Source organism: Prauserella alba (genome assembly GCF_024171735.1).
Taxonomy (GTDB): domain Bacteria; phylum Actinomycetota; class Actinomycetes; order Mycobacteriales; family Pseudonocardiaceae; genus Prauserella; species Prauserella alba.
The window spans coordinates 468,219-489,034 of record NZ_JAMTCH010000003.1 but is presented as its reverse complement, the minus strand read 5'-3'; the positions used below and the strand labels follow the sequence as shown (position 1 = coordinate 489,034).

22 protein-coding genes are annotated in these 20,816 nt (G+C 70.8%); 9 read left to right on the top strand and 13 right to left on the bottom strand.

All coding sequences use genetic code 11. From position 1 onward, the window contains the following. Positions 1 to 100: 100 nt before the first annotated feature. From trmD to rpsP, 4 genes are all read right to left on the bottom strand, one after another. Positions 101 to 877: a tRNA (guanosine(37)-N1)-methyltransferase TrmD gene (gene trmD, locus LY12_RS02115; protein ID WP_253852970.1), complete on the bottom strand. Its 777-nt coding sequence runs from the start codon at positions 875 to 877 to the stop codon at positions 101 to 103. 70 nt (positions 878 to 947) lie between these two features. Beyond that, the gene (gene rimM, locus LY12_RS02110; RefSeq protein WP_253852969.1) at positions 948 to 1,517 is read right to left on the bottom strand and encodes a ribosome maturation factor RimM; all 570 of its coding nucleotides are present in this window, start codon (positions 1,515 to 1,517) and stop codon (positions 948 to 950) included. 11 nt (positions 1,518 to 1,528) lie between these two features. Continuing rightward, positions 1,529 to 1,768, bottom strand: a complete 240-nt coding sequence (locus LY12_RS02105; RefSeq protein ID WP_253852968.1) for an RNA-binding protein — start codon at positions 1,766 to 1,768, stop codon at positions 1,529 to 1,531. Further along, positions 1,765 to 2,244 carry a 30S ribosomal protein S16 gene (rpsP, locus tag LY12_RS02100; protein WP_253852967.1) on the bottom strand — a complete coding sequence of 160 codons (480 nt, stop codon included), beginning with the start codon at positions 2,242 to 2,244 and terminating at the stop codon, positions 1,765 to 1,767. The genes LY12_RS02105 and rpsP overlap by 4 nt, the downstream gene beginning before the upstream one ends. 337 nt (positions 2,245 to 2,581) lie before the next feature. Between rpsP and LY12_RS02095 the strand changes: the two genes are divergently transcribed. Then, complete coding sequence (locus tag LY12_RS02095) at positions 2,582 to 3,349, top strand: sulfite exporter TauE/SafE family protein (protein ID WP_253852966.1); 768 nt, start codon at positions 2,582 to 2,584, stop codon at positions 3,347 to 3,349. Between the two features lie 4 nt (positions 3,350 to 3,353). On the opposite strand, the gene LY12_RS02090 is transcribed toward LY12_RS02095, so the two are convergent. The 6 genes from LY12_RS02090 to LY12_RS02065 all read right to left on the bottom strand — a co-directional run bounded on the left by LY12_RS02090 (position 3,354) and on the right by LY12_RS02065 (position 11,328). Beyond that, positions 3,354 to 4,118 carry a CPBP family intramembrane glutamic endopeptidase gene (locus tag LY12_RS02090; RefSeq protein WP_372493424.1) on the bottom strand — a complete coding sequence of 255 codons (765 nt, stop codon included), beginning with the start codon at positions 4,116 to 4,118 and terminating at the stop codon, positions 3,354 to 3,356. 82 nt (positions 4,119 to 4,200) lie between these two features. After that, positions 4,201 to 5,265, bottom strand: coding sequence for an amidohydrolase family protein (locus LY12_RS02085; RefSeq protein ID WP_253852965.1), 1,065 nt, complete (start codon positions 5,263 to 5,265; stop codon positions 4,201 to 4,203). A gap of 6 nt (positions 5,266 to 5,271) precedes the next feature. Further along, positions 5,272 to 6,819: a signal recognition particle protein gene (ffh, locus tag LY12_RS02080; RefSeq protein ID WP_253852964.1), complete on the bottom strand. Its 1,548-nt coding sequence runs from the start codon at positions 6,817 to 6,819 to the stop codon at positions 5,272 to 5,274. Positions 6,820 to 7,297: 478 nt separating this feature from the next. Then, positions 7,298 to 9,685 (bottom strand): [protein-PII] uridylyltransferase, encoded by a 2,388-nt coding sequence (locus LY12_RS02075; protein WP_253852963.1) that lies wholly within the window; start codon positions 9,683 to 9,685, stop codon positions 7,298 to 7,300. 9 nt (positions 9,686 to 9,694) lie between these two features. Continuing rightward, the gene (locus tag LY12_RS02070; protein WP_253852962.1) at positions 9,695 to 10,033 is read right to left on the bottom strand and encodes a P-II family nitrogen regulator; all 339 of its coding nucleotides are present in this window, start codon (positions 10,031 to 10,033) and stop codon (positions 9,695 to 9,697) included. After that, on the bottom strand, positions 10,030 to 11,328 hold the full coding sequence (locus tag LY12_RS02065) for an ammonium transporter (RefSeq protein WP_253852961.1): 1,299 nt from the start codon (positions 11,326 to 11,328) through the stop codon (positions 10,030 to 10,032). The genes LY12_RS02070 and LY12_RS02065 overlap by 4 nt, the downstream gene beginning before the upstream one ends. Before the next feature lie 214 nt (positions 11,329 to 11,542). Here LY12_RS02065 and LY12_RS02060 point away from each other — a divergent pair, with 214 nt between their 5' ends. Both LY12_RS02060 and LY12_RS02055 read left to right on the top strand, forming a co-directional pair. After that, positions 11,543 to 12,379 carry a putative RNA methyltransferase gene (locus tag LY12_RS02060; RefSeq protein ID WP_301301990.1) on the top strand — a complete coding sequence of 279 codons (837 nt, stop codon included), beginning with the start codon at positions 11,543 to 11,545 and terminating at the stop codon, positions 12,377 to 12,379. A gap of 115 nt (positions 12,380 to 12,494) precedes the next feature. Beyond that, positions 12,495 to 13,139, top strand: a complete 645-nt coding sequence (locus tag LY12_RS02055; protein WP_253852959.1) for a (2Fe-2S)-binding protein — start codon at positions 12,495 to 12,497, stop codon at positions 13,137 to 13,139. Positions 13,140 to 13,171: 32 nt separating this feature from the next. Here the strand turns inward: LY12_RS02055 and allB are convergent, their stop codons facing one another. Beyond that, positions 13,172 to 14,533 carry an allantoinase AllB gene (gene allB / locus LY12_RS02050; protein ID WP_253852958.1) on the bottom strand — a complete coding sequence of 454 codons (1,362 nt, stop codon included), beginning with the start codon at positions 14,531 to 14,533 and terminating at the stop codon, positions 13,172 to 13,174. A gap of 267 nt (positions 14,534 to 14,800) precedes the next feature. Between allB and LY12_RS26025 the strand changes: the two genes are divergently transcribed. Then, positions 14,801 to 15,472 (top strand): helix-turn-helix domain-containing protein, encoded by a 672-nt coding sequence (locus LY12_RS26025; RefSeq protein ID WP_253852957.1) that lies wholly within the window; start codon positions 14,801 to 14,803, stop codon positions 15,470 to 15,472. Positions 15,473 to 15,500: 28 nt separating this feature from the next. Here the strand turns inward: LY12_RS26025 and LY12_RS02040 are convergent, their stop codons facing one another. Beyond that, positions 15,501 to 16,325, bottom strand: coding sequence for a hydroxypyruvate isomerase family protein (locus LY12_RS02040; protein ID WP_253852956.1), 825 nt, complete (start codon positions 16,323 to 16,325; stop codon positions 15,501 to 15,503). Positions 16,326 to 16,373: 48 nt separating this feature from the next. Between LY12_RS02040 and LY12_RS02035 the strand changes: the two genes are divergently transcribed. The 5 genes from LY12_RS02035 (at position 16,374) to LY12_RS02015 (ending at position 19,890) form a co-directional block, all read left to right on the top strand. Continuing rightward, positions 16,374 to 16,865: a helix-turn-helix domain-containing protein gene (locus LY12_RS02035; protein ID WP_253852955.1), complete on the top strand. Its 492-nt coding sequence runs from the start codon at positions 16,374 to 16,376 to the stop codon at positions 16,863 to 16,865. Positions 16,866 to 16,961: 96 nt separating this feature from the next. Beyond that, the gene (locus LY12_RS02030) at positions 16,962 to 17,132 is read left to right on the top strand and encodes a hypothetical protein (RefSeq protein ID WP_253852954.1); all 171 of its coding nucleotides are present in this window, start codon (positions 16,962 to 16,964) and stop codon (positions 17,130 to 17,132) included. Next, on the top strand, positions 17,129 to 17,452 hold the full coding sequence (uraH, locus tag LY12_RS02025) for a hydroxyisourate hydrolase (protein ID WP_253852953.1): 324 nt from the start codon (positions 17,129 to 17,131) through the stop codon (positions 17,450 to 17,452). Before LY12_RS02030 ends, uraH begins: the two co-directional genes overlap by 4 nt. A 6-nt stretch (positions 17,453 to 17,458) precedes the next feature. Continuing rightward, positions 17,459 to 18,355, top strand: a complete 897-nt coding sequence (pucL, locus tag LY12_RS02020) for a factor-independent urate hydroxylase (protein ID WP_253852952.1) — start codon at positions 17,459 to 17,461, stop codon at positions 18,353 to 18,355. A 116-nt stretch (positions 18,356 to 18,471) separates the two neighbouring features. Beyond that, complete coding sequence (locus LY12_RS02015) at positions 18,472 to 19,890, top strand: nucleobase:cation symporter-2 family protein (protein WP_253852950.1); 1,419 nt, start codon at positions 18,472 to 18,474, stop codon at positions 19,888 to 19,890. A gap of 2 nt (positions 19,891 to 19,892) precedes the next feature. On the opposite strand, the gene LY12_RS02010 is transcribed toward LY12_RS02015, so the two are convergent. Next, positions 19,893 to 20,774 (bottom strand): alpha/beta fold hydrolase, encoded by an 882-nt coding sequence (locus LY12_RS02010; RefSeq protein WP_253852949.1) that lies wholly within the window; start codon positions 20,772 to 20,774, stop codon positions 19,893 to 19,895. Between the last annotated feature and the right edge of the window lie 42 nt (positions 20,775 to 20,816).

The window sequence follows — 20,816 nt, the reverse complement described above, 5'->3', positions numbered from 1 at the left end:
CCCAGGAGTTCTCGGCAGCGCGTGTTCACACGTCGCGCCAACTGGTCAAGTATGGCATGCGGGATGCCCGCGGTGGACACGGGGCCGCCGGCAGCCGCCGTCATGCCTGGTCGAGCGCCTGCGTGGCGTCGGATCCGCCGTCGTCGTCACGGAGCCGGTCGAGGACCGCGCGGTCGTGGTCATCGAGCTCGTCGGCCAGGAGGGTGAGCAGGTCGGGGCGACGGCGAAACGTGCGTTCGAGGGCCTGGTCGCGGCGCCACCGTTCGATGTGGGCGTGGTTACCGGAGCGCAGCACGTCCGGCACGGTCAGGTCACGCCACACCTCGGGCCGCGTGAAGCTGGGACCTTCGAGCAGGCCGTCGGAGAACGAGTCCTGTTCGGCCGAGACGGGATTGCCCAGCACCCCCGGCAGGAGCCGCACCACGGCCTCGACCATGACCAGCACCGCCGCCTCGCCGCCGACGAGCACGTAATCGCCGATGGACACCTCGTCGACGGGCATCCGGCGGGCCGCGTCGTCGAACACCCGCTGGTCGATGCCCTCGTAACGGCCGCAGGCGAAGACGAGATGCTCCTGTTCGGCGTACTCCCTCGCCACCGCCTGGGTGAAGGGCCTGCCCGCGGGAGTCGGCACGACCAACCGGGACCGCTCGGTGCACACGGCGTCGAGCGCCTCGCCCCAGACCTGCGGTTTCATCACCATGCCGGGACCGCCGCCGTACGGCGCGTCGTCGACGGCCCGGTGCACGTCGTAGGTCCAGTTCCGCAGGTCGTGCACGCCGATCTCGATCAGCCCGCGTTCCGCCGCCCTTCCCAGCAGCGCGGCACGCAGCGGCTGCAGGTATTCCGGGAAGATCGTGACGACGTCGAGTTTCACTGCGGCAGCTTTCAGAGACGTTCGCGGACTGGATCGGCCACGGGGACGGGCCCCGGAACCGGGGTGGTCGTCATCGGGACGACTCGTCCCGACCGGCCGTGTCGCCGGGTGTGCCAGCGGTCTCGGCGGCGTCGTCCAGAAGCCCTTCCGGTGGGTCGAGTACGACGCGCCCACCGTCGACGTCGACCTCGGGCACGATCTCGCGCACGAACGGCACGAGCGCCTCGGCGCCGTCACGGTCGAGGGACAGCAACTCCCCTCCCGGGGAATGGACGACTTCGCGCACGGTGCCGACGACCGTGCCGTCGGTCAGTTCCGCGCGCAGTCCTTCGAGTTCGTGGTCGTAGAACTCGTCGGGATCGTCGATCGGCGGCAGTTCGCCCGCTTCCGCGAGCAGCAGCAGGCCACGCTGTTGTTCGGCGGCGGTGCGGTCCGGAACTTCCTCGAAACGCAGCAGCAGCCGCCCGCTGTGCCAGCGGGCGGCTGCCACGGTGAGTCGTGTCGTGCCACCGTTACGGGACCTGCCGGTGAGAACCGCACCTTCGGCGAAGCGTTCGTCGGGCGAGTCGGTACGCACGTCCACGGCGAGTTCGCCGCGAATGCCGTGCGCTTTCGCGACCCGGCCGACTACGACCTCCACGGCGAACCCCGTCAGCGATCGGTGTCGATCACGTCGACGCGGATGCCCTTGCCGCCGACGGAGTTCATCACGGTGCGCAGCGACGTCGCGGTACGCCCGCTGCGGCCGATCACCTTACCGAGGTCGTCCGGGTGCACATGCACCTCGAGCGTGCGACCACGACGGCCGGTGACCAGGTCCACGCGGACATCGTCGGGATTGTCGACGATGCCGCGGACCAGGTGCTCGAGCGAGTCGGCGAGGAAGCTCACGCCTCGTCGGCCTTCTTCTCGCCCTCGGTCGACTCAGCGGCCTCGGCGGTCTCCTCGGCCGGGGCCTCCGCCTTGTCGGCCTTCTTGTTGCCACCCTTCTTCTTCGGGGTGACGGCGGCGACGGACGGCTCTTCGTTCGCGGCGGCGAGCGCCTCGTTGAAGATGTCCTGCTTGGTCTTCTTCTCGGGCTGCGGCTTCAGCGTGCCCTCGGCACCGGGCAGGCCCTTGTGCTTCTGCCAGTCACCGGTCACCTCGAGGATGCGCTGGACCGGCTCGGTCGGCAGTGCGCCGACGCCCAGCCAGTACTGCGCACGCTCCGAGTTCACCTCGATGAAGCTCGGCTCTTCCTTCGGGTGGTACTTGCCGATCGTCTCGATGGCCTTGCCATCCCGCCGGGTACGCGCGTCCGCGACGATGATGCGGTAGTACGGCGCACGGATCTTGCCCAGGCGCTGCAGCTTGATCTTGACGGCCACGGGTGTGGGTACTCCTGTCGTGTTCGCTTGCTCGGTTCGAGGCACCACCCCCGAGTGGGGAGCGGATCGGCGATGCCCGCAGGTCTGTGTATCGCTCCGACACGGTGAGAGGGCCCGTTCGGAGCGGGCAAGCCACCATTTTGCCAGAGCGAGGTACGTCACCTGCGACGGGCTCCCCTCCCGAGGCCCGGCGGCGGCCGAGAAGACTGCGGTGCGGGCCGTACCGGCACCGCGGCGTGAGCCGGCCTGCGCGGTCCGGACCCGGCGGGCACCTGCGCGCGGCGGGGGCCGCGACACCGTTTCCGGAGCCGGGCCGACGACGACGAGAGGATCGCACGTGGACGTCACCTCGGTGGCACTGCTCTCCGGAGCGGGGGTGGCGGCAGGACTGGCGTCGTCGGTGGCGGGCCTGGCGTCGCTGTTCAGCTACCCGGCGCTGCTCGCCGCGGGGCTGCCGCCGCTGACGGCGAACATGACCAACACCGTGGCGATGCTGGCGACGACCCTCGGCGCCGCGGGCGGTTCCCGTCACGAGCTCCGTGGCCAGGGCCGCAGGCTCGGCAAGATCGTCGCCGCGGCGACCGTCGGCGGTTCCGCCGGTGCCGCGCTGCTGCTGACGACACCCGCCGACACGTTCGAAGTCGTCGTACCGTGGCTGATCGCGCTCGGCTCGGTGCTGCTCCTGTTACGCGACCGCCTCCGGCAGGCCGCGGACATCCGCGCGGCACGGCGGGGCCGCGAGCGCTCCCCCGGTGCCGGGTTCGCGGCGGCGTTCGTCGCCGTGACGATCTACTCCGGCTACTTCGGGGCGGGTGCGGGCATCATGATGCTCGCGGTGCTGTCGATCTCGTTGCCGGACCGGCTGCCCGTGGCCAACGCGCTCAAGAACATCGCCAGCGGCGCGGCGAACGGCACGGCCGCCATCGCGTTCGCGATCCTCGCGCCGGTGAACTGGACGGCGGCGGTCTCGCTGGCGGCCGGATCGTTCCTCGGCGCGTGGCTGGGTCCGATGCTGGTGCGGCGGCTGCCGGAACGCCCGTTGCGGATCGGCATCGCGCTCGCGGGTCTCGGGCTCGCGACCCACCTGCTGGTCCAGGCCCTCTAGCGGTTCAGGCCTCGACGACGCCCAGCGCCGTCAGCAGGATCGCCACGGCGGGCAGGAAGTTGTTCATCTGGTGGGCCACGATGCTGCCGAGCAGTCGCCCGGTGATCAGGCGTGCCAGGCCGATGGGAATCGAAATGACCAGCAGCAACGTCGTGCGCAGCGGTTCGAGGTGGCTGACGGCGAACACCGCGGTCGACAGGACGAACGCCGCGACCCTGCCCCATTTCTCCTTGCGCCACTCCAGTCGTTCCGTGGCGCTCCAGAGCAGGCCGCGGTAGATGATCTCCTCGCAGATCGGCCCGAGCAGCCACAGGTAGAGGAACATCACGATGGCCGCCTGCAGCGACATCGGCTGTCCCTCGACGAGCGCACTGATCGCGGACTGAGCGTTGCGTTCGCCGACGATCTCGGTCCAGACCCACGCCCCGACACTGGTCACGACCAGGCCCACGGCGCCCAGCTTGATACCGAGCTTCACATCGCTGATGGACCACGACAGGCTGAGGTCGGCCAGCGGGCCGTTGCCACGGACCTTCGTGATGGCCAACGCTGTCCCCGCCGCGATCACCGTGGGCAGCATCGTTCCGATGAGCACGTTGCGCACCGACATGGCACCGCCGCCGCTGTGCAGGATGGCGCCGATCAACGCGGCCGAGGCCAGCAGTACGGCCTCGACGAGCAGGAACGCACCGAACCCCCACCGCGGCCGTGGCAGACTCGCCGGACTCCGGTCGCCGGGCACCGGCTCTCCCGGATTCGGTACCGCCACGCTGGTCCTCCCCCGCGTTCAGCCGACAAACCGCCGCGAGCCTACTGTGCGTGCTCGCGTCGTCACGACCGCCCGGCGGACGTCAGCCGACGAGTCGTCCCCGGAGCAGGATGTGCCCGGGACGGCGGAGGACGTCGAGATCCTCACGGGGATCGGCATCGAACACCACGAGATCGGCAGGGGCACCGTCGTCGATGCCGTCGTAGCCGAGCCAGGCGCGGGCCGCCCAGGACGCCGCACCCAGCGCCCGCTCCGCCGGCATTCCCGCGTGGTGCAGTGCGGACACCTCGTCGGGCAGTTTGCCGTGGGCGACCATGCCACCCGCGTCGGTGCCCGCGTAGATGTCGACGCCTGCGTCGATCGCCTCGCCGATCATGTCACCGACCCCCGCGTGCAGTGCCCGCATGTGCGCCGCGTACGTCGGGTACTTGGCCGCCTGGTCGGCGATGCCCGGGAAGTTCTCGATGTTGATCAGCGTGGGAACCAGGGCCGTGCCCTGTGCCGCCATCCGGTCGAGGAGCTCGCGATCGAGACCCGTGCCGTGCTCGAGGCAGTCGATCCCGGCGTCGATGAGCCCGGGCAGCGCCGCCTCGCCGAACACGTGCGCCGTCACGCGCGCACCGGCGTCGTGGGCGGCCTTCACGGCGTCGGCCAGCACGTCGTCCGGCCACAGCGGCGCGAGATCCCCGACGCCACGGTCGATCCAGTCACCGACGAGCTTCACCCAGCCGTCGCCCGCGAGCGCCTGCTCGGTCACCGCGTCCGGCAGCTGCTCCGGATGGTCGAGATCGAGGCCGAGGTTCGGGATGTAGCGCTTGGGCAGCGAGATGTGCTGACCGCTACGGATAATCCGTGGCAGGTCGTCGCGCCGCTGCAACGGGCGGGTGTCGATGGGCACGCCGCAGTCACGGATGAGCAGGGTGCCGGCATCACGATCGGTCTCGGCCTGCGCAGCGGCCTCGTCGAGGGCGACCGGGCCGTCGACGCCGATGCCGGGATGACAGTGCGCGTCGACCAGCCCGGGAACCACGAACGCACCGTCGAGGGTGCGCGCGCCCTCCACCGGTGTCAGCGAGATCCGGTCACCCTCGATCCAGAGGTCCTGCTGCCGCCCGTCGGGCAGCACGACACCGCGAATGTGGAACATGGGCGGCTACTTGTTCTTCGGCAGCTTCAGCTTGGACGGATCGAATCCGGGCGGCAGGTCGTTGAGCCCACCGCCGAGCTGCGACACGTCGGGCATGCCGCCTCCCCCGCTGCCGGGCATGCCACCGGGCGGCATACCGGGGAAACCGCCGGGCATCTTCTGCTTCTGCTGCCCCTTGCTGTTCTTGCCCTTCTTGTTCTTACGGCCCTTCTTCTGCTTCTTCGTGGCGCTGCCACCGCCACCGCCGAAGCCGAACCGGCCCGCCATCTGCTGCATCATCTTGCGGGCCTCGTAGAAGCGGTTGACGAGGTCGTTGACCTCACGCACCGCGACACCGGAACCGTTGGCGATGCGCTGCCGCCGGGACGCGTTGATGATCTTCGGGTTCTCCCGCTCGGCGGGCGTCATGCCGCGGATGATCGCCTGGAGCCGGTCGATCTGCGAGTCGTCGACCTGCGAGAGCTGGTCCTTCATCTGCCCGGCACCGGGCAGCATGCCCAGCAGGTTGCCGATCGGGCCCATCTTGCGGACGGCCTGCATCTGCTCGAGGAAGTCCTCGAGCGTCATGTCGCCGGTTCCCAGTTTGGACGCCGCCTGCTCGGCCTTCTCCTGATCGAACGCCTGCTCGGCCTGCTCGATCAGGGTCAGCATGTCGCCCATGCCGAGGATGCGGCTGGCCATGCGGTCGGGGTGGAAGACGTCGAAGTCCTCGAGCTTCTCCCCGTTTGAGGCGAACAGGATCGGCTCGCCGGTCACCTGCCGCACCGACAGCGCCGCACCACCGCGGGCGTCGCCGTCGAGCTTGGTCAGCACGACACCGGTGAACCCGACACCGTCGCGGAACGCCTCGGCGGTCGTCACGGCGTCCTGGCCGATCATCGCGTCGACGACGAACAGCGTCTCGTCCGGCTGGACCGCGTCCCGGATGTCGGCGGCCTGCTGCATCAGCTCCTCGTCCACACCGAGCCGGCCCGCCGTGTCGACGACGACCACGTCGTGCTGCGCGTGGCGGGCCTCTTCGATGCTGCGCTTGGCGACGTCGACCGGGTCGCCCACACCGTTGCCCGGCTGGGGCGCGAAAGTCGTGACACCCGCGCGCTCACCGACCACCTGCAGCTGGGTCACGGCGTTCGGCCGCTGCAGGTCGCACGCCACCAGCATCGGCGCGTGCCCCTGCTGCTTCAGCCACGTGGCCAGCTTGCCCGCGAGCGTCGTCTTACCGGAGCCCTGCAGGCCGGCGAGCATGATCACGGTCGGCGGGTTCTTCGCGAGGTTCACCCGCCGCGTCTCGCCGCCGAGGATGCCGACGAGCTCCTCGTTGACGATCTTGATGACCTGTTGCGCAGGGTTCAGCGCCTCGGAGACCTCGGCGCCCTTCGCGCGCTCCTTGACGTGCTTGATGAACTCCCGCACCACGGGCAACGCGACGTCGGCCTCGAGCAACGCGATGCGGATCTCGCGTGCCGTGGCGTCGATGTCGGCGTCGGAGAGCTTGCCCTTGCCGCGGAGGTTCTGCAGGACCGAGGTGAGCCGATCCGAGAGGGTGTCGAACACGGGGTGCACGCTCCAGCAGTTCGTGGTTCCTGGCGCCGGCTCACTGCGCCGACGACATCCCAGGGTACTGGCCGCCGATGGCCGAGGGGCCGCCCGGCCGGTCTGTCCCCCACAGATCCCCCTCGCCCGGCCGGGCGGCGTCTCTTCTCGGGCACTCGGCGCCCTGGTCGGCCTGTTCGCCAGACCCCCAGCACCAGGCGAACCTCACCGCTTCGGCACCGATGTGCCCGAGCTGCGTCCCAGCATGCGGCTTCCATGGGGACGCGCGGCAGCGTGAAGACACCGGAATCGGGCTGAGTAGAGCTACTCAACCCGCGACTGGGTGATCCTGCCCGCCGGGTGAGGATTTCCCCGAAATCCCAGCGCACAGCACCGCAAGGCCGCTTCCCGGCAGAGCTGTGGCGGACCGGCGGAGCCGTGCCGAACTGCAGAGCTGTGGCGGACCGGCGGAGCCGTGGCGGACGGCGGTGACCCGCTGTCAGCCCGCTGCCGCGAGGAGGTCCTGTTCGAGGCGCTCGCGCCAGGCGGCGTCGAGGGTGCCGCTCCGCGGCGTGACGGCGAACGCGTCGACCACCCGGTCACCGAGCGTCTCGGCCTTAGCCCAGCGCACCTCGGCGTCGCAGCGCCGCAGCGCGCCGGCCACCCGGTGCAGGAGGGCGATACGGTCCATGGCTCGCAGCTCGACCACGACCGTCGCCGGACCGGCCGCCTCGTCGTCGAACCACAGCACCTTCGGCGACACGGGCCCCGCAGCGGCACCTCCGTAGGCCCGTTCCTTCTCGGCGAGCCTCTCCGTCAGGGCGAGCCCACCGGAGACCGCGCGTGCGAACTGGTCCCGCAGCAGCGCCGGATCGGGCGGCGTGCCGAACCGCGGCGACGCGGTGAACACGCCGACCCTGCCGTCCGCGGATCGGCCGCCGCCGGTCCCGCCCACCGGGTGAGCCTCCGGTTCGTGACCGTCCGGTCTCACCGTGTGCAGCGTCGCGGTGTGCACCTCGAGGGAGTTGAGCGCGAGTACCCCCGCGGCCGGGGTGAGCAGCTCGGCACCTGCGGGCACGGCGAACACGACCGTGACGGTCCTGTCCTGTCTGCGGTCCGCGGCCACGGTGACCTGTCCCCTCCCGGTGCGGACCGCGTCGGCGACCAGCTCCCGACAGGCCGCGTCGACGACGTCCGGTTCCGGCAGGGCCCTGCCGGTGAGCAGGGTGCGGGTGCGGCTCACCAGCTCGGCCACCAGGCCCGCCTTCCAGTCGGTCCACACGCCGGGTCCCGTCGCGAGCGAGTCGGCCTTCGTCAGCGCGTGCAGCAGTTCGAGCAGCACCGGATCGCCGTCGATGGTCTTGGCGACACGTTCGACGGTCTCGGGTTCGCTGATGTCGCGGCGCGTGGCCGTGGCCGGCAGCAGCAGGTGGTGCCGGACCATGCCGACGAGCAACGCGGTGTCGCGTTCGGACAGTCCGATACGGACGGCCACGTGCCCGGCGATCTCCGCACCGAGTTGGGAATGGTCGGCCGCGCGGCCCTTGCCGATGTCGTGCAGCAGCGCCCCCAGCAACAGCAGGTCCGGGCGTGCGACCGTGTCGGTCAGTCCCGCGGCCTCGACACACGTCTGCACGAGGTGCCGGTCGACGGTCCATGCGTGCACCGGCTCCCGCGGCGGCAGGTCGCGGACCGCACCCCACTCGGGCAGCAGCCGCGCCCACAGTCCGGTCCGGTCGAGGGCCTCCACGGCGTCGACGAGCCCGGCACCGGCACCGAGCAGTTCCGTCAGCGCCCTGCGGGCAGCCTCCGGCCACGGCGCGCGCAGTTCGGGTGCCGAGTCCGCGAGCGTGCGCAGCGTGCCGTGCGCGATCGGCCTGCCCGTCCGCGCCGACGCGGCCCCGACGCGTAACAACAGTCCGGGATCCCGCGCCGGCACGGCGTCGCGCGCGAGTGCCACCTCGTCGCCGTGCAGCACGACGCCGTCACCGCACGGTGAACGCTGCGGTTTCCTGCCGAATCGGCCTTTCGGCGGATCTGCCGCCCTGAATGCGACGTCGACGGCGTAGGCGACCGCCCTTCCCGCCCCGGAGAGTCTCCGGGCCAGGGTGAACCGGTCGCCGAAGTCGAGTTCCGACGCCACGACGGCCGCGTCCGCCGCGCCGAGCACGTCCCGGCCGCGGCGCGCCGTGCGGCGCAGTTCGGTCCGCACGTCCAGGAGCAGTTCCCGGGCGGCGGTGACCTCCTCCCCCGGCCGGTCGGCCACCTGGGCGACGGCGAACGCGTCCAGCAGTCCGAGGTCCCGCAGGCCGCCGCGCCCGTGCTTGAGGTCCGGTTCCGACGACTGGGCGATCTCCCCGCTGCGCTGCCAGCGCTCCCTGGTCGAGGCGACGAGCTCGGGAACGCGTTTCCTCGCGGTGCGCCGCCACTGTTCACGGGCGGCGGCCACCAGCCGGGACGCCAGTGCGGCATCACCGGCGACGAACCGCCCGTCCAGCAGTCCCGTCGCCGTGCGCAGGTCCGCCGAGGCGACCTTCAGCGCCTCTGCGGGAGTGCGCACGGAATGGTCGAGGCCGATACGCGCGTCCCACAGCGGGTACCAGAGCGCATCCGCGATCTCGCCGATCTCCGGATGTCCATTGTGGAGCAACACCAGGTCGAGGTCGGCGAACGGCACGAGTTCCCTGCGGCCGAGGCCGCCGACGGCGACCAGCGCGACGCCGTCCGGTAGCGAACCGGTGACGTCGGCGCCGGCCGCCGCTGCGGCCTTGCTCAGCCAGAACTCGTGCAGATCGACCAGCGCGGTGCGCAGTGCCGCGGCACCGAGCCTGCCGTGCCGGCCTTCCAGCAGCCGCTCGACCGCCTCGACGAGTCCCCCTGCGACCACCTCGCGCGCCTAGAGGGCATCCGCGCCGCGCTCGCCGGTGCGGACCCGCACGACGGTGTCGACCGAGGTGACCCACACCTTCCCGTCACCGATCTTGCCGGTGTGGGCCGCGCCGGCCACGGCGTCGATGACCTTGTCCACATTGGCGTCGTCGGTCACGACCTCGACCTTCAGCTTCGCCACGAAGTCGACGGCGTACTCGGCGCCGCGGTAGACCTCGGTGTGGCCCTTCTGCCTGCCGTAGCCCTGGACCTCGCTGACGGTCATGCCGAGCACGCCGAGCTGTTCCAGCGCCGAACGGACGTCGTCGAGGGTGAAGGGTTTGATGACGGCGGTGATCAGCTTCATGAGTTGGACTCCTCCAGCTTCTTGGCCGAGCTCGCCATGCCACTGCCCGCCGACGTCGGACGGCCGCCGCGACTGCCTGCGACGTCGTAGGCCGATTCGGCGTGCTCGGCCTCGTCGATACCCGCGACCTCGTCCTCGGTCGAGACACGGCCGCCCGTGACCGCCTTGACGACGAAGCCGAGGATCGCGGCGATGATCCCGGAGTAGATCATGACGACGACCACCGACAGCACCTGTTTGCCCAGCAGATCGACACTGCCGCCGTAGAACAGACCGTCGACGCCCTCGCCGTCCGGGACCACGCTCGCGGTGGCCACGAAACCGAGCATGATCGTGCCGATCAGGCCACCCACGAGGTGCACCCCGACGACGTCGAGCGAGTCGTCGTAGCCGAAGCGGTACTTGAGGCCGACGGCGGCGGCGCAGACGACACCGGCGATCGTGCCGATGGCCAGCGCGCCCCACGTGTCGACGTAGGCACAGGCGGGCGTGATGGCGACCAGGCCCGCGACGACACCGGAGGCGGCACCGAGGCTGGTGGGCTTGCCGTCACGAATGCGTTCGAGCAACAGCCAGCCGAGCATCGCGGCGGCGGTGGCGGTCACGGTGTTGATGAAGGCGATGCCCGCGACGCCGTCGGCGGCGTAGGCAGAACCGGCGTTGAATCCGAACCAGCCGAACCACAGCAGGCCGGCACCGAGCATCACGTAGGGCAGGTTGTGCGGCTTCATCGGCTCCCTCGGCCAGCCGGCACGCTTGCCGAGCACCAGGACCAGGCCGAGTGCGGCGGCACCCGCGTTGGTGTGCACCGCCGTACCACCCGCGAAGTCGAGGGCGCCCAGCTCGTCGATCCAGCCGCCGGTGCCCCACACCCAGTGCGCCACCGGGAAATAGACGAGCGTGGCCCACAGGCCGCCGAACAGCATCCAGGCGCCGAACTTCATGCGGTCGGCGACGGCACCGGCGATCAGCGCGACCGTGATGATCGCGAACATCGCCTGGAAGGCCACGTCGACCGTGCCCGCCGTCGGGTCTCCCTCCGGCGTCATCAGACCGGAGAGGCCGAGCATCTCGAACGGGTTGCCGACGACACCGCCGACCGTCTCGCCGTAGCTCATCGAGTAGCCGTAGACGACCCACAGCACGGAAATGAGGCCCATGGAGCCGAAACACATCATCAGCATGTTGAGCACGCTCTTCGAGCGGACCATGCCGCCGTAGAAGAACGCCAACCCCGGCGTCATGAGCAGCACCAGCGCAGCACTGGTGAGCAACCAGGCGGTATTCCCTTCCACGCTTCTCCTCCTTAAGAGAGCAGGCAGCCGAACTCGCGATTGCGGGACAGCATCGGAAAGCCGTGTTGCGCCGAATGGATCCCGACGTTTCGGGTGCGTGAAGCGATTCGTCGTGATTGTTACTTCTGCGTTTCCGCCATCAGGGGGAGATACGTCCGGTTGCGAAACGTCGTGGTCGAATAGGCGTGTGACCACTCGGAACGACCCGCGCTCGTTGCCGCCCGCCGTCGTGGGCGCACTGCGCTGCTCCGTGTGCTCGGAGCAGCTGCATCCGGAAGGCCGGTCGCTGCGCTGCGGGCGTGGCCACTCGTTCGACATCGCCAAGCAGGGCTACGTCAACCTGCTCAGGGCAGGCGTGGACGCCGGCACCGCCGACACGAGCGACATGGTCGCCGCGCGAGCGGACTTCCTGGCCTCGGGCCGGTACGCGCCGCTCGCGGAGCTGCTCGCAGGGGTCGCCCGGTCGGCAGGGGAACCGGAGTTCGTGGTCGACGCGGGAGCGGGCACGGGCTACTACCTCGCCGCTGTACTCGACGACGCCGAGTCCGCGTGGGGGCTGGCGCTCGACGTGTCGGCACCCGCGCTGCGGCGTGCGGCGAAGGCTCACCCGCGGATCGGCGCCGTGGTGTGGAACTTGTGGGAGCCGTGGCCGGTGGCCGACGGGGTCGCCGACGTCGTGCTCGACGTCTTCGCGCCGCGCAATCCGGCGGAGTTCCACCGCGTGCTGCGCCCCGGTGGGCTGCTCGCCGTGGCGACACCCGGCGCGGGCCATCTGCGCGAGCTCGTCACCGACCTGGGACTGCTCGACATCGCCGGAGACAAGACCGAGCGGGTCGCCGACTCGCTCGCCGGCCTCTTCGAGCCCGCCGGGGTGGAGACGACCCGGCACACCGCCGAGTTCGACGCCGACGAGGTGCGCAGACTGGTGCTCATGGGACCGAACGCCCACCACCTCCACCGCGACGGCCTCGGCGAGAAACTCGACGCGCTGACCGGGACCGCGGCGGTCACCGTCGAGTTCGACGTGTCGGTACTGCGACGAAAGGGATGACGGGACCGCGCGGACGACGCGGGAAAGGGATGGGCCCCGCGCGTACCGTCGGGCAGCGGTAGGACCGCGACGGCATGGCCACGACGACCGCCGACCTGCGGCGTGGGAGGGAACTGTGAGCGAGCTGGCGGCGAGCGTGCTGGCCGACCGGGATTGGCTGCGGACGGACCTGCGGCGTGCGGCCCGGCTCTACGGCGCGGCCGGCGAGCGGGTGCTCGGCACGATCCGGTGGTACTCGGCGTCGTCGATGCTCGTGGCGCCCGCGCTGGAGTCGCTGGTCCACACCGGAACGGCGGCGGATCCGTCGCTGGAGGCGGTGATGCTGGAGATTCACCACGACGGCCGGATCCTCGACTCACGGTCGGTGCGGCCGTTCGACGGTGGAATGCCGGATCTCGCGGCGGCGTTCTCGCGTGCGCTGGGCGCGGCCGTCGAGGCGATCGCGGAGGTCAGCGGAGCCACACCGCGGTCGTTGTGGGCGATCGCGGCCGACTCGGTCGGCAACCGCCTGCTCTGGGCGGGGTCACGAACGGACGCGGCACCGGAGGCCATGCGGCTGGCGGGCGAGCTCGGTGACGGCATCGTCGCCGCGGGCTCGCCGATGCCCCGGCCGCTGTTCACCGAGGTCGGCGGCACTCCGGTGGTGCGCCGGACCTCGTGCTGCCTGATCTACGACATCCCCGGCGGGCAGAAGTGCGCCAGCTGTCCGAAACAGACACCGGAGGAGCGCACCCGGCGGCTGCGCTCCCTACTCGGCTGACGCCGGCCGAACCGGCGCCGTGGCCGCCCCGGTCAGCGCTGTCCACTCCGGACGGGAGCAGCGGCGTCCTCCCTGGTCAGGAATTCACCGAACGGCTCGGCCGCCGGGTCGAGGTCGATCTCGCGGCCGCGAAGCCAGCTCGCGCGCACGACCCCCGCCAACGCCCGGTCGTGGTAGGCGCTCACCGGGTTGCGGTGCTGGAGCCGGGTCCTGTCGACGACGAATGCATCGTCGGGTGCGAACACCGCGAAGTCCGCGTCGCAGCCGACCGCGATGCGTCCCTTCCGCGGCAGCCCGACCTGCTCGGCGGGTCCCTGCGCCATCCACCGCACGACGTCGTCGAGGGTGAATCCCCGTGACCTCGCCCCGGTCCACACGGCGGCCAGGCCCACCTGCAGTCCCGCGATGCCGCCCCAGGCGTCCCCGAAGTCGCCGGTGTCGAACCGTTTCAGGTCCGGAGTGCACGGGGAATGGTCGGTCACGACGCAGTCGATCACCCCGTCGCCCAGCGCCCGCCACAACTCTTCGCGGTTACCCGCTTCACGGATCGGCGGGCAGCACTTGAACTCGGTCGCACCGTCGCGAATCTCCTCGGCGACGAAACTCAGATAGTGCGGGCAGGTCTCGGCGGTGACGCGCACCCCGTCGGCGCGCGCCTGCGCCAGCAGCGGCACCGCGTCGCCCGTGGCCAGATGCAGGATGTGCACGCGCGTGCCCGTGCGGCGGGCGAGGTCGAGTACCCGGGCGATCGCGGTGTTCTCCGCACTGCTCGGCCGCGAGCCGAGGAAGTCGGTGTAGGCGCGGCCGTGCGCGGCGGGCGCGCCGTCGATGGTGTCGGCGTCCTCGGCGTGCACGATCAACAGGCCGTCGAACTCGGCGAGTTCGCGCATCGCCGCCTCGAGCCCTGCCTCGTCGAGCGGGGCGAACTCGTCGACGCCCGAGTGCAGCAGGAAGCACTTGAACCCGTACACGCCGGCATCGTGCAGCGGCCGCAGCTCACCGCGGTTGCCGGGGACGGCACCGCCCCAGAAACCCACGTCGATGGCGATGCGCCCCTCGGCCGCACGGCGTTTGACGTCGAGTGAGGCCACGTCCACGGTCGGCGGCAGACAGTTGAGCGGCATGTCCACGAGCGTGGTGACGCCCCCGGCTGCCGCCGCGCGGGTGGCCGTGTCGAAGCCCTCCCAGTCGCTGCGGCCGGGATCGTTGACGTGTACGTGGGTGTCGACCAGCCCGGGCAGCAGGACCTCGTCCTCCCGCAGCTCGATCACGCGGTCCCCGGAGAGCGCGCCGTAGTCCTCGACCGCCGTGATGCGCCCTTCGGACACACCGACGCTGCACGAACGCTCACCGTCGGGCGTCACCGCACGTGCCGCGTGGAACACCAGATCCATACCCGCACCTCCTCACCGAAAGACCACGTGCAGCCAAGCACATGTGAAGCCATAGGTAAACACCCCGATCGCACACGCGGCCCGCGATGACCCCGCACGATGACGGGCAGACCGTGCAACGAAGGCGCTGTGCAACGAAGGCGCTGTGCAATGAAGAGCACTGCGCGGTGAAGCCTGCGCGATGGACACCCTGCGGCGGCCGCCCCGCGCGGCGGCTCCATCCCGCGCCTGCGCCCGCCGCCGGAGCAGGCACGCTAGATTCGACCCGTGCTCCCCGCCGACGACACCCACCTCGGTGCCCGCATCCGGTCGCTGCGCACCGGGCGCGGCGTGTCCCTGCGCGCCCTGTCGGCGGAACTGGGGATCAGCCCGAGCGCGCTGTCGCAGATCGAGCGCGGCCGCATGCGCCCCTCGGTGACCCGGCTGCTGCAGATCATGTCGGCACTGGAGGCGCCACTGTCCGCGGCGTTCGGCGAGACGGCCACCGGCGTCGCAACGACCGCAGGGACGGCTCCGAACGCGTCACCGGCGGACGGGACGGCGGCCGGTGACACGCCGGACGAAACGGGGTCACCGCGGCACGAGGGCGCGCCCGGCGCCGGCGACGCGGTCGTGGTCACCCGCGCGGACACGACCACGGTCCTCTCGCTCGGCAACGGCGTCACGTATCGGAGCCTCACTCCCGTGCCGATGCCGGGTGCCGAGGTGTACGAAACCGTCTATCCCCCGGGGTCGACGTCGAGCCAGGACGCCGAGTACCTGCGACACTCCGGCCACGAGATGGGCAGCGTGACGGCCGGACGGCTGACCGTCGACATCGACGGCGTGCGCCACGAACTCGGCCCTGGCGACGGCATCCGGTTCCCGTCGGCGCGACCGCACCGCATCAGCAACGACGGCGCCGACACCGCCGTCGCCGTGTGGATCAACGTGCACTGAACCGCCCGGTCGCGGCTCCCGCATCCGCTCAGCGGCGCCCGGCGCGACGGTCGCGCGGCAGCCAGTCCAGCGACGTGAGCGTGTCCGTGGTGGGCACGTATTCGAGGCCGACGAACCCGTCGTAGCCCGCCGCCTCGAGCGCGGCGAGCCGGCGGTCGAGGTCGCTGGTGCCGCTGCCCGGTTCGTGGCGGCCGGGTGCATCGGCCAGCTGGACGTGCCCGGTGTGCGCGGCGTGCTCGGCGACCGTGTCGATGTCGCCGACGACCGCACGGTGGTACAGGTCCGTGAGCAGGGTGAGCTCGGGCCTGCCGACGCGGTCCAGGACGGCCACGGCGTCGGCGGTCGTGGTCAGCGGGTACGCCGGGCGGCCGGACAACGCCTCCAGCACGAGCTTTCCGCCGAACTCGCCGACGCGACCGGCCAGCCGGTCGAGGGTGGCGGCGGCGACCTCGTCCTGTTCCTGAGGGTGGACACCGTCGAGCCGGTTCCCGTACAGCGCGTTGAACCGCCGCGTACCGAGCCGCCGCGCGATGTCGAGCGCCACCTCCACGCTGTCGGCCAGCTCCGCCTCGCGGCCCGGCCACGACACGAGCCCGCTGTCACCCGCCGCCATGTCGCCCGCGAAGAAGTTCAGGCTGACCAGCCGCACCCCGGCGTCGGTGATCGCCGAGACGAACGCGTCGACCTCCCGGTCCGGTGGCACGGCCACGGTGTCGAACGGCCACCAGCACTCCACGGCGTCGAAGCCGGCCTCGCGTGCCGCACGGGGACGTTCGAGCAGCGGCAGCTCGGTGAACAGCGTCGAAAGGTGGGCGTCGAACTGCAGACCGTGCAGTGTGGGGTCCGGGGTCATGCGCCCATTCTGGCCCGCCCGCCGCACCCCCACGTAACCTTCCCCCTCGTGGGACACCTGGAGGCCGAGTTCACCAGCGAACCCTTCCACGGGGAAGGTGCGCCGCCGGAGCACGCCGTGCGGGCTCGGGCCGCGGCCGAGACGGCGGGGCTGCACACGGACTTCGGCCCGCTCGGCACCTCGGTCAGCGGGGACTCGGAGGTCCTGCTCGACGCGCTGCCCGCGATCGCGCGCGCGGCGCTCGACGGCGGCGCCACCCGCCTCACCCTGCGGCTGCAACAGCCCGGGACGACCGTCGAGCCGGACGAGGCCGAACCGGGCAGCGTGCTGGACGGCATCGTGCGGCGGGTCGAGGCCGAGCTCGGCACGCGACTGTCCGAGTTGGACAGATCGGGGAAACAGCGAGCGGTGCGGCTCCTCGACGAGCGGGGCGCATTCCAACTGCGCCGCTCCGTGGCGGCGGTCGCCGAACAGCTCGGCGTCACCCGCTTCACGGTGTACAACTACCTCAACCGCGATCGGCACGTCGACGAGGACTGACGGCGGCACATCAGCCCATATCCGGCCGCGGCCTACGTGCGCACCGATTTCAACAAAATGTTGACGCACTGAGGGGCCTCGCTTACGTTGCAACGGATGAGCCACCGCCGGCTGGCCGAGTTCGACTCGGCCGATCCTGACCGCGTCCGGTCACTGCTGACCGGACGCCTCGACGTCGGCAACGATCCCGACGTCGCGCTGCGCATCGCGGGCGACGGAACTCGTCGAGTTCGCGCGGCTGCGGCAGGGAAAGCGGTGACCGCATGAGCCTCGTGACCACGCACGTCCTCGACACCGCGCGCGGACGCCCGGCCGCGGGCGTTCCCGTGCGCCTGGACGCCCGCGACGACGACTGGTCGACGATCGCGGCCGCCACGACCGACGACGACGGCCGGGTCCGCGATCTCGGACCTGCCACCCTGCCCGAGGGCGTGTACCGGCTCGTGTTCGACACCGAGTCCTACCTGGGAGAGGGCTGCTTCCTGCCCGAGGTGACCGTCGCCTTCCGCGTCACCGATCCGGCCGCACACCACCACGTACCCGTGCTGCTGAGCCCGTACGCCTACTCCACCTACCGAGGGAGCTGATTCCACGTGGGCATCACGCTCGGACCCAACCAGTACGGCAAGGCCGAGGTCAGGCTCGTCACCGTCGACCGGGACGGACCGGTGCACCACCTCAGGGACCTGACGGTGTCGACGTCACTGCGCGGCAGCCTGGAACGCACCCATCTGACCGGTGACAACGCCGACGTCGTGGCCACCGACACCCAGAAGAACACCGTGTACGCCTTCGCCAAGGACGGGGTGGGCGAGATCGAGGACTTCGCCCTGCGACTCGCCGAACACTTCACCGGCTCGTTCGAGCACATCACCGGTGCCCGCATGCTGCTCTCCGAGCACGCGTGGAACCGCATCGACGTCGGCGGATCGCCGCACGATCACGCGTTCAGCCGCCCCGGTGGCGAGGAGCGCACCACGGCCGTGACGCTGCAGGACGGCAAGGCCTGGGTCGTGTCCGGCCTGACCGGCCTGACGGTGCTGAAGTCGACGGGCTCGGAGTTCCACGGGTTTCCGCGCGACCGGTACACCACGCTCGCCGAGACCGACGACCGGATTCTGGCGACCGCCGTCACGGCACGCTGGCGCTATTCGGCCACGAGCGGTGTCGACTGGAGCCGGTCGTTCGACGAGATCCGCCGCACGCTGCTCGAAACGTTCGCCACGAAGCACAGCCTGTCGCTGCAGCAGACCCTGTACGCGATGGGCGAAGCCGTGCTCGAGGCACGGCCCGAGGTCGCCGAGATCCGGTTGGCCATGCCGAACAAGCACCACTTCCTCGTGGATCTGAGCCCGTTCGGACTGTCCAACGAGAACGAGGTGTTCCACGCCGCCGACCGCCCGTACGGCCTCATCGAAGGCACCGTGCTCCGGGACGACGAGCCCGCCGACGCGGCCGGGCTCGCCTGGTACTCGCTGCCCGAGTTCTGAGTCACCGGCCGGGATTCCCGCGACCGCCGCCCCGCGACCGAGGCCGCATCGCGCCACGGCCGCACCGGGCGACGGTGTCACCATCACCGGTCCACCGACCACTTTGGAGCGTTCCCGTGCATCCCGTCGACACGAAACCGCCGCTGCCGCAACTGATCGCCGGTGGCCTGCAGCACGTCGCCGCCATGTACGCGGGCGTCGTCGCCCCACCACTGATCATCGGCGGGGCGGTAGGCCTCTCCCCCGGTCAACTGAGCCTGTTGATCAGCGCGAGCCTGCTGACCGCCGGACTGGCGACGCTCCTGCAGACACTCGGTGTGTGGCGGTTCGGAGCCCGGCTTCCGCTGGTGAACGGCGTGACGTTCGCAACGGTCGCACCCGTACTGGCCATCGTGGAACAGCACGGACAGCAGGCCTCGCTCGGCGTGGTCTACGGTGCGACGCTCGTCGCCGGCGCGCTGATCGTGCTGGCTGCGCCGTTCTTCTCCCGGCTCACCCGGTTCTTCCCGCCGATCGTCACGGGTACGGTCATCACACTCATCGGAGTGTCACTGCTGCCGGTGGCGGTCGGCTGGATCTCGCAACAGGAGGAGTCGGCCAGCGGGACGAATCTTCTGCTGGCGGGCATCACGCTGGTGGCGGTCCTCGCGTTCAACCGGTTCCTGTCGGGCTTCTGGAGCCGGGTCGCGCTGCTACTGGGTCTCGTGCTGGGCACGCTCGTGGCTTGGCCACTGGGCGAGGTCGACACGTCGACACTCGCGGAGGCGCCCGCCTTCGGCGTCGTCTCGCCGTTCCATTTCGGCACCCCGGTCTTCGACATCGCGGCGATCATCTCGATGGCGATCGTGGCGCTGGTGATCATGGCCGAGAGCACCGCGGACATGCTCGCCCTCGGCGAGATCGTCGACCGGCCCACCTCCGAGCGCACGCTCGCGGACGGGTTGCGCGCCGACGGGTTCGGCACCGCCGTGGCGACCCTGTTCGGCGGCTTCGCGTGCACGGCGTTCGCGCAGAACGTCGGGCTCGTCGCGCTGACGCGCATGGTGAGCCGGTACGTCGTGGCGGCGAGCGGGCTGATCCTCGTCCTGTTGGGTATGTTCCCGGTGGCCGGCGGGATCGTGGCCCTGGTGCCCCAACCCGTGCTCGGCGGTGCCGGGCTCGTACTGTTCGGCAGCGTCGCCGTGTCCGGCCTGCGGACGCTGGCGAAGGCGTCGTTCGAGCGGCCCGCCAACGTCACGATCGTCGCCGCGGCGCTCGGCATCGGCCTCATCCCGATCGCCGCACCCGAGTTCTACGCCGGTTTCCCCTCCGCGCTGCGCACCGTGCTCGACTCCGGCATCAGCGCAGGCTGCCTCGCCGCCGTGGTGCTGAACCTCGTGTTCGGCGACCGCGTGCGACGGTCCACTACGGACGCGGCGACGGCGTCGGAACCCTCGGACACGCCAGGCACGCAGGACACTGCAGGCACGCAGGACACGGCGGGCCCGCAGGGCACTCCGGGCACGCAGGGTACGGCGGGCGATCCGGCGAACTGAGGTCACCGCCGAGCGCGCGGGATCGGCGTATCGGCGATGAATTCCCCGAGCGTGGCCGCCAGCAGTTCCGGCCGATCCTCAGGGATGAGCGTGTAACTGTCGGCCACCTCGACGAGTTTGCCCTGCGGGAACAGCTCCGTCAGTCGCGGCCCGTGGTCGCGGGGCATCAGCTTGTCCTCGATCGCCCATACGACAAGCACGGGGCGATCGAACGACGACATCGCCTCGGCCCATTCCAGTAGCTCCGCCTTCGACGGGACGCCACGGCCGTAGCGGACAAGATCCCGGCGGACGGCCTTGCGCGTTCGTGCCGGGGTGAACCAGTCACGCACCACGTCCTGCGGAACCGGCCGTTTCGACATCCACCCCCAACCGCCGGGCGCACGCTGCACCGCACGGAACCGCAACAACTGCACCAACGCGGCGATACCGCCCGGGATTCTCGCCAGCACGACGAGCAGGCGCCCCGGGATGCCGGGCGGATAGTTGTCGAACGCTTCGCACGAGGTCAGTACGACGCGAGCCAGGCGTTCGGTGCGCCCCTCCGTGAGCAGGATCTGCCCACCGCCCCAGTCGTTGAGGACGAGCGTGACGTCATGCAGGTCGAGTCGTTCGAGGAACTCGCCGACGAGGAGGCCGAGTCCGCGCAGACTCAGGTCGGCGTCGGCGTGCATCGGGATCCGGTGCGCGCCCAGCGGCCACGTCGGCAGGATGCAGCGGTACTCGCCCGGCAACCCGGCGACGACCTTGCGCCACACCGTCGCGTTCATGAGTGGGCCGTGTAGGAACACCAGAACGGGGCCACTACCCCCGGTGTCGGTGTACTCGACGGCGCCGGCGGAAAGCTCCACTGTTCGGGATTCGCCCGGTAATTCATCGGTCATGCCTGCTCCTTCACGGCGCTGCTCGACAAGCCCCACCTCTCG

Bases quoted from the DNA above. Each gene is read 5' to 3' on its own strand.
- LY12_RS02085 (WP_253852965.1), bottom strand. From the start codon at position 5,265: ATGTTCCACATTCGCGGTGTCGTGCTGCCCGACGGGCGGCAGCAGGAC.
- LY12_RS02070 (WP_253852962.1), bottom strand. From the start codon at position 10,033: ATGAAGCTGATCACCGCCGTCATCAAACCCTTCACCCTCGACGACGTC.
- allB (WP_253852958.1), bottom strand. From the start codon at position 14,533: ATGGATCTGGTGTTCCACGCGGCACGTGCGGTGACGCCCGACGGTGAG.
- LY12_RS02040 (WP_253852956.1), bottom strand. From the start codon at position 16,325: ATGACCCCGGACCCCACACTGCACGGTCTGCAGTTCGACGCCCACCTT.
- LY12_RS02030 (WP_253852954.1), top strand. From the start codon at position 16,962: ATGAGCCACCGCCGGCTGGCCGAGTTCGACTCGGCCGATCCTGACCGC.
- uraH (WP_253852953.1), top strand. From the start codon at position 17,129: ATGAGCCTCGTGACCACGCACGTCCTCGACACCGCGCGCGGACGCCCG.
- LY12_RS02010 (WP_253852949.1), bottom strand. From the start codon at position 20,774: ATGACCGATGAATTACCGGGCGAATCCCGAACAGTGGAGCTTTCCGCC.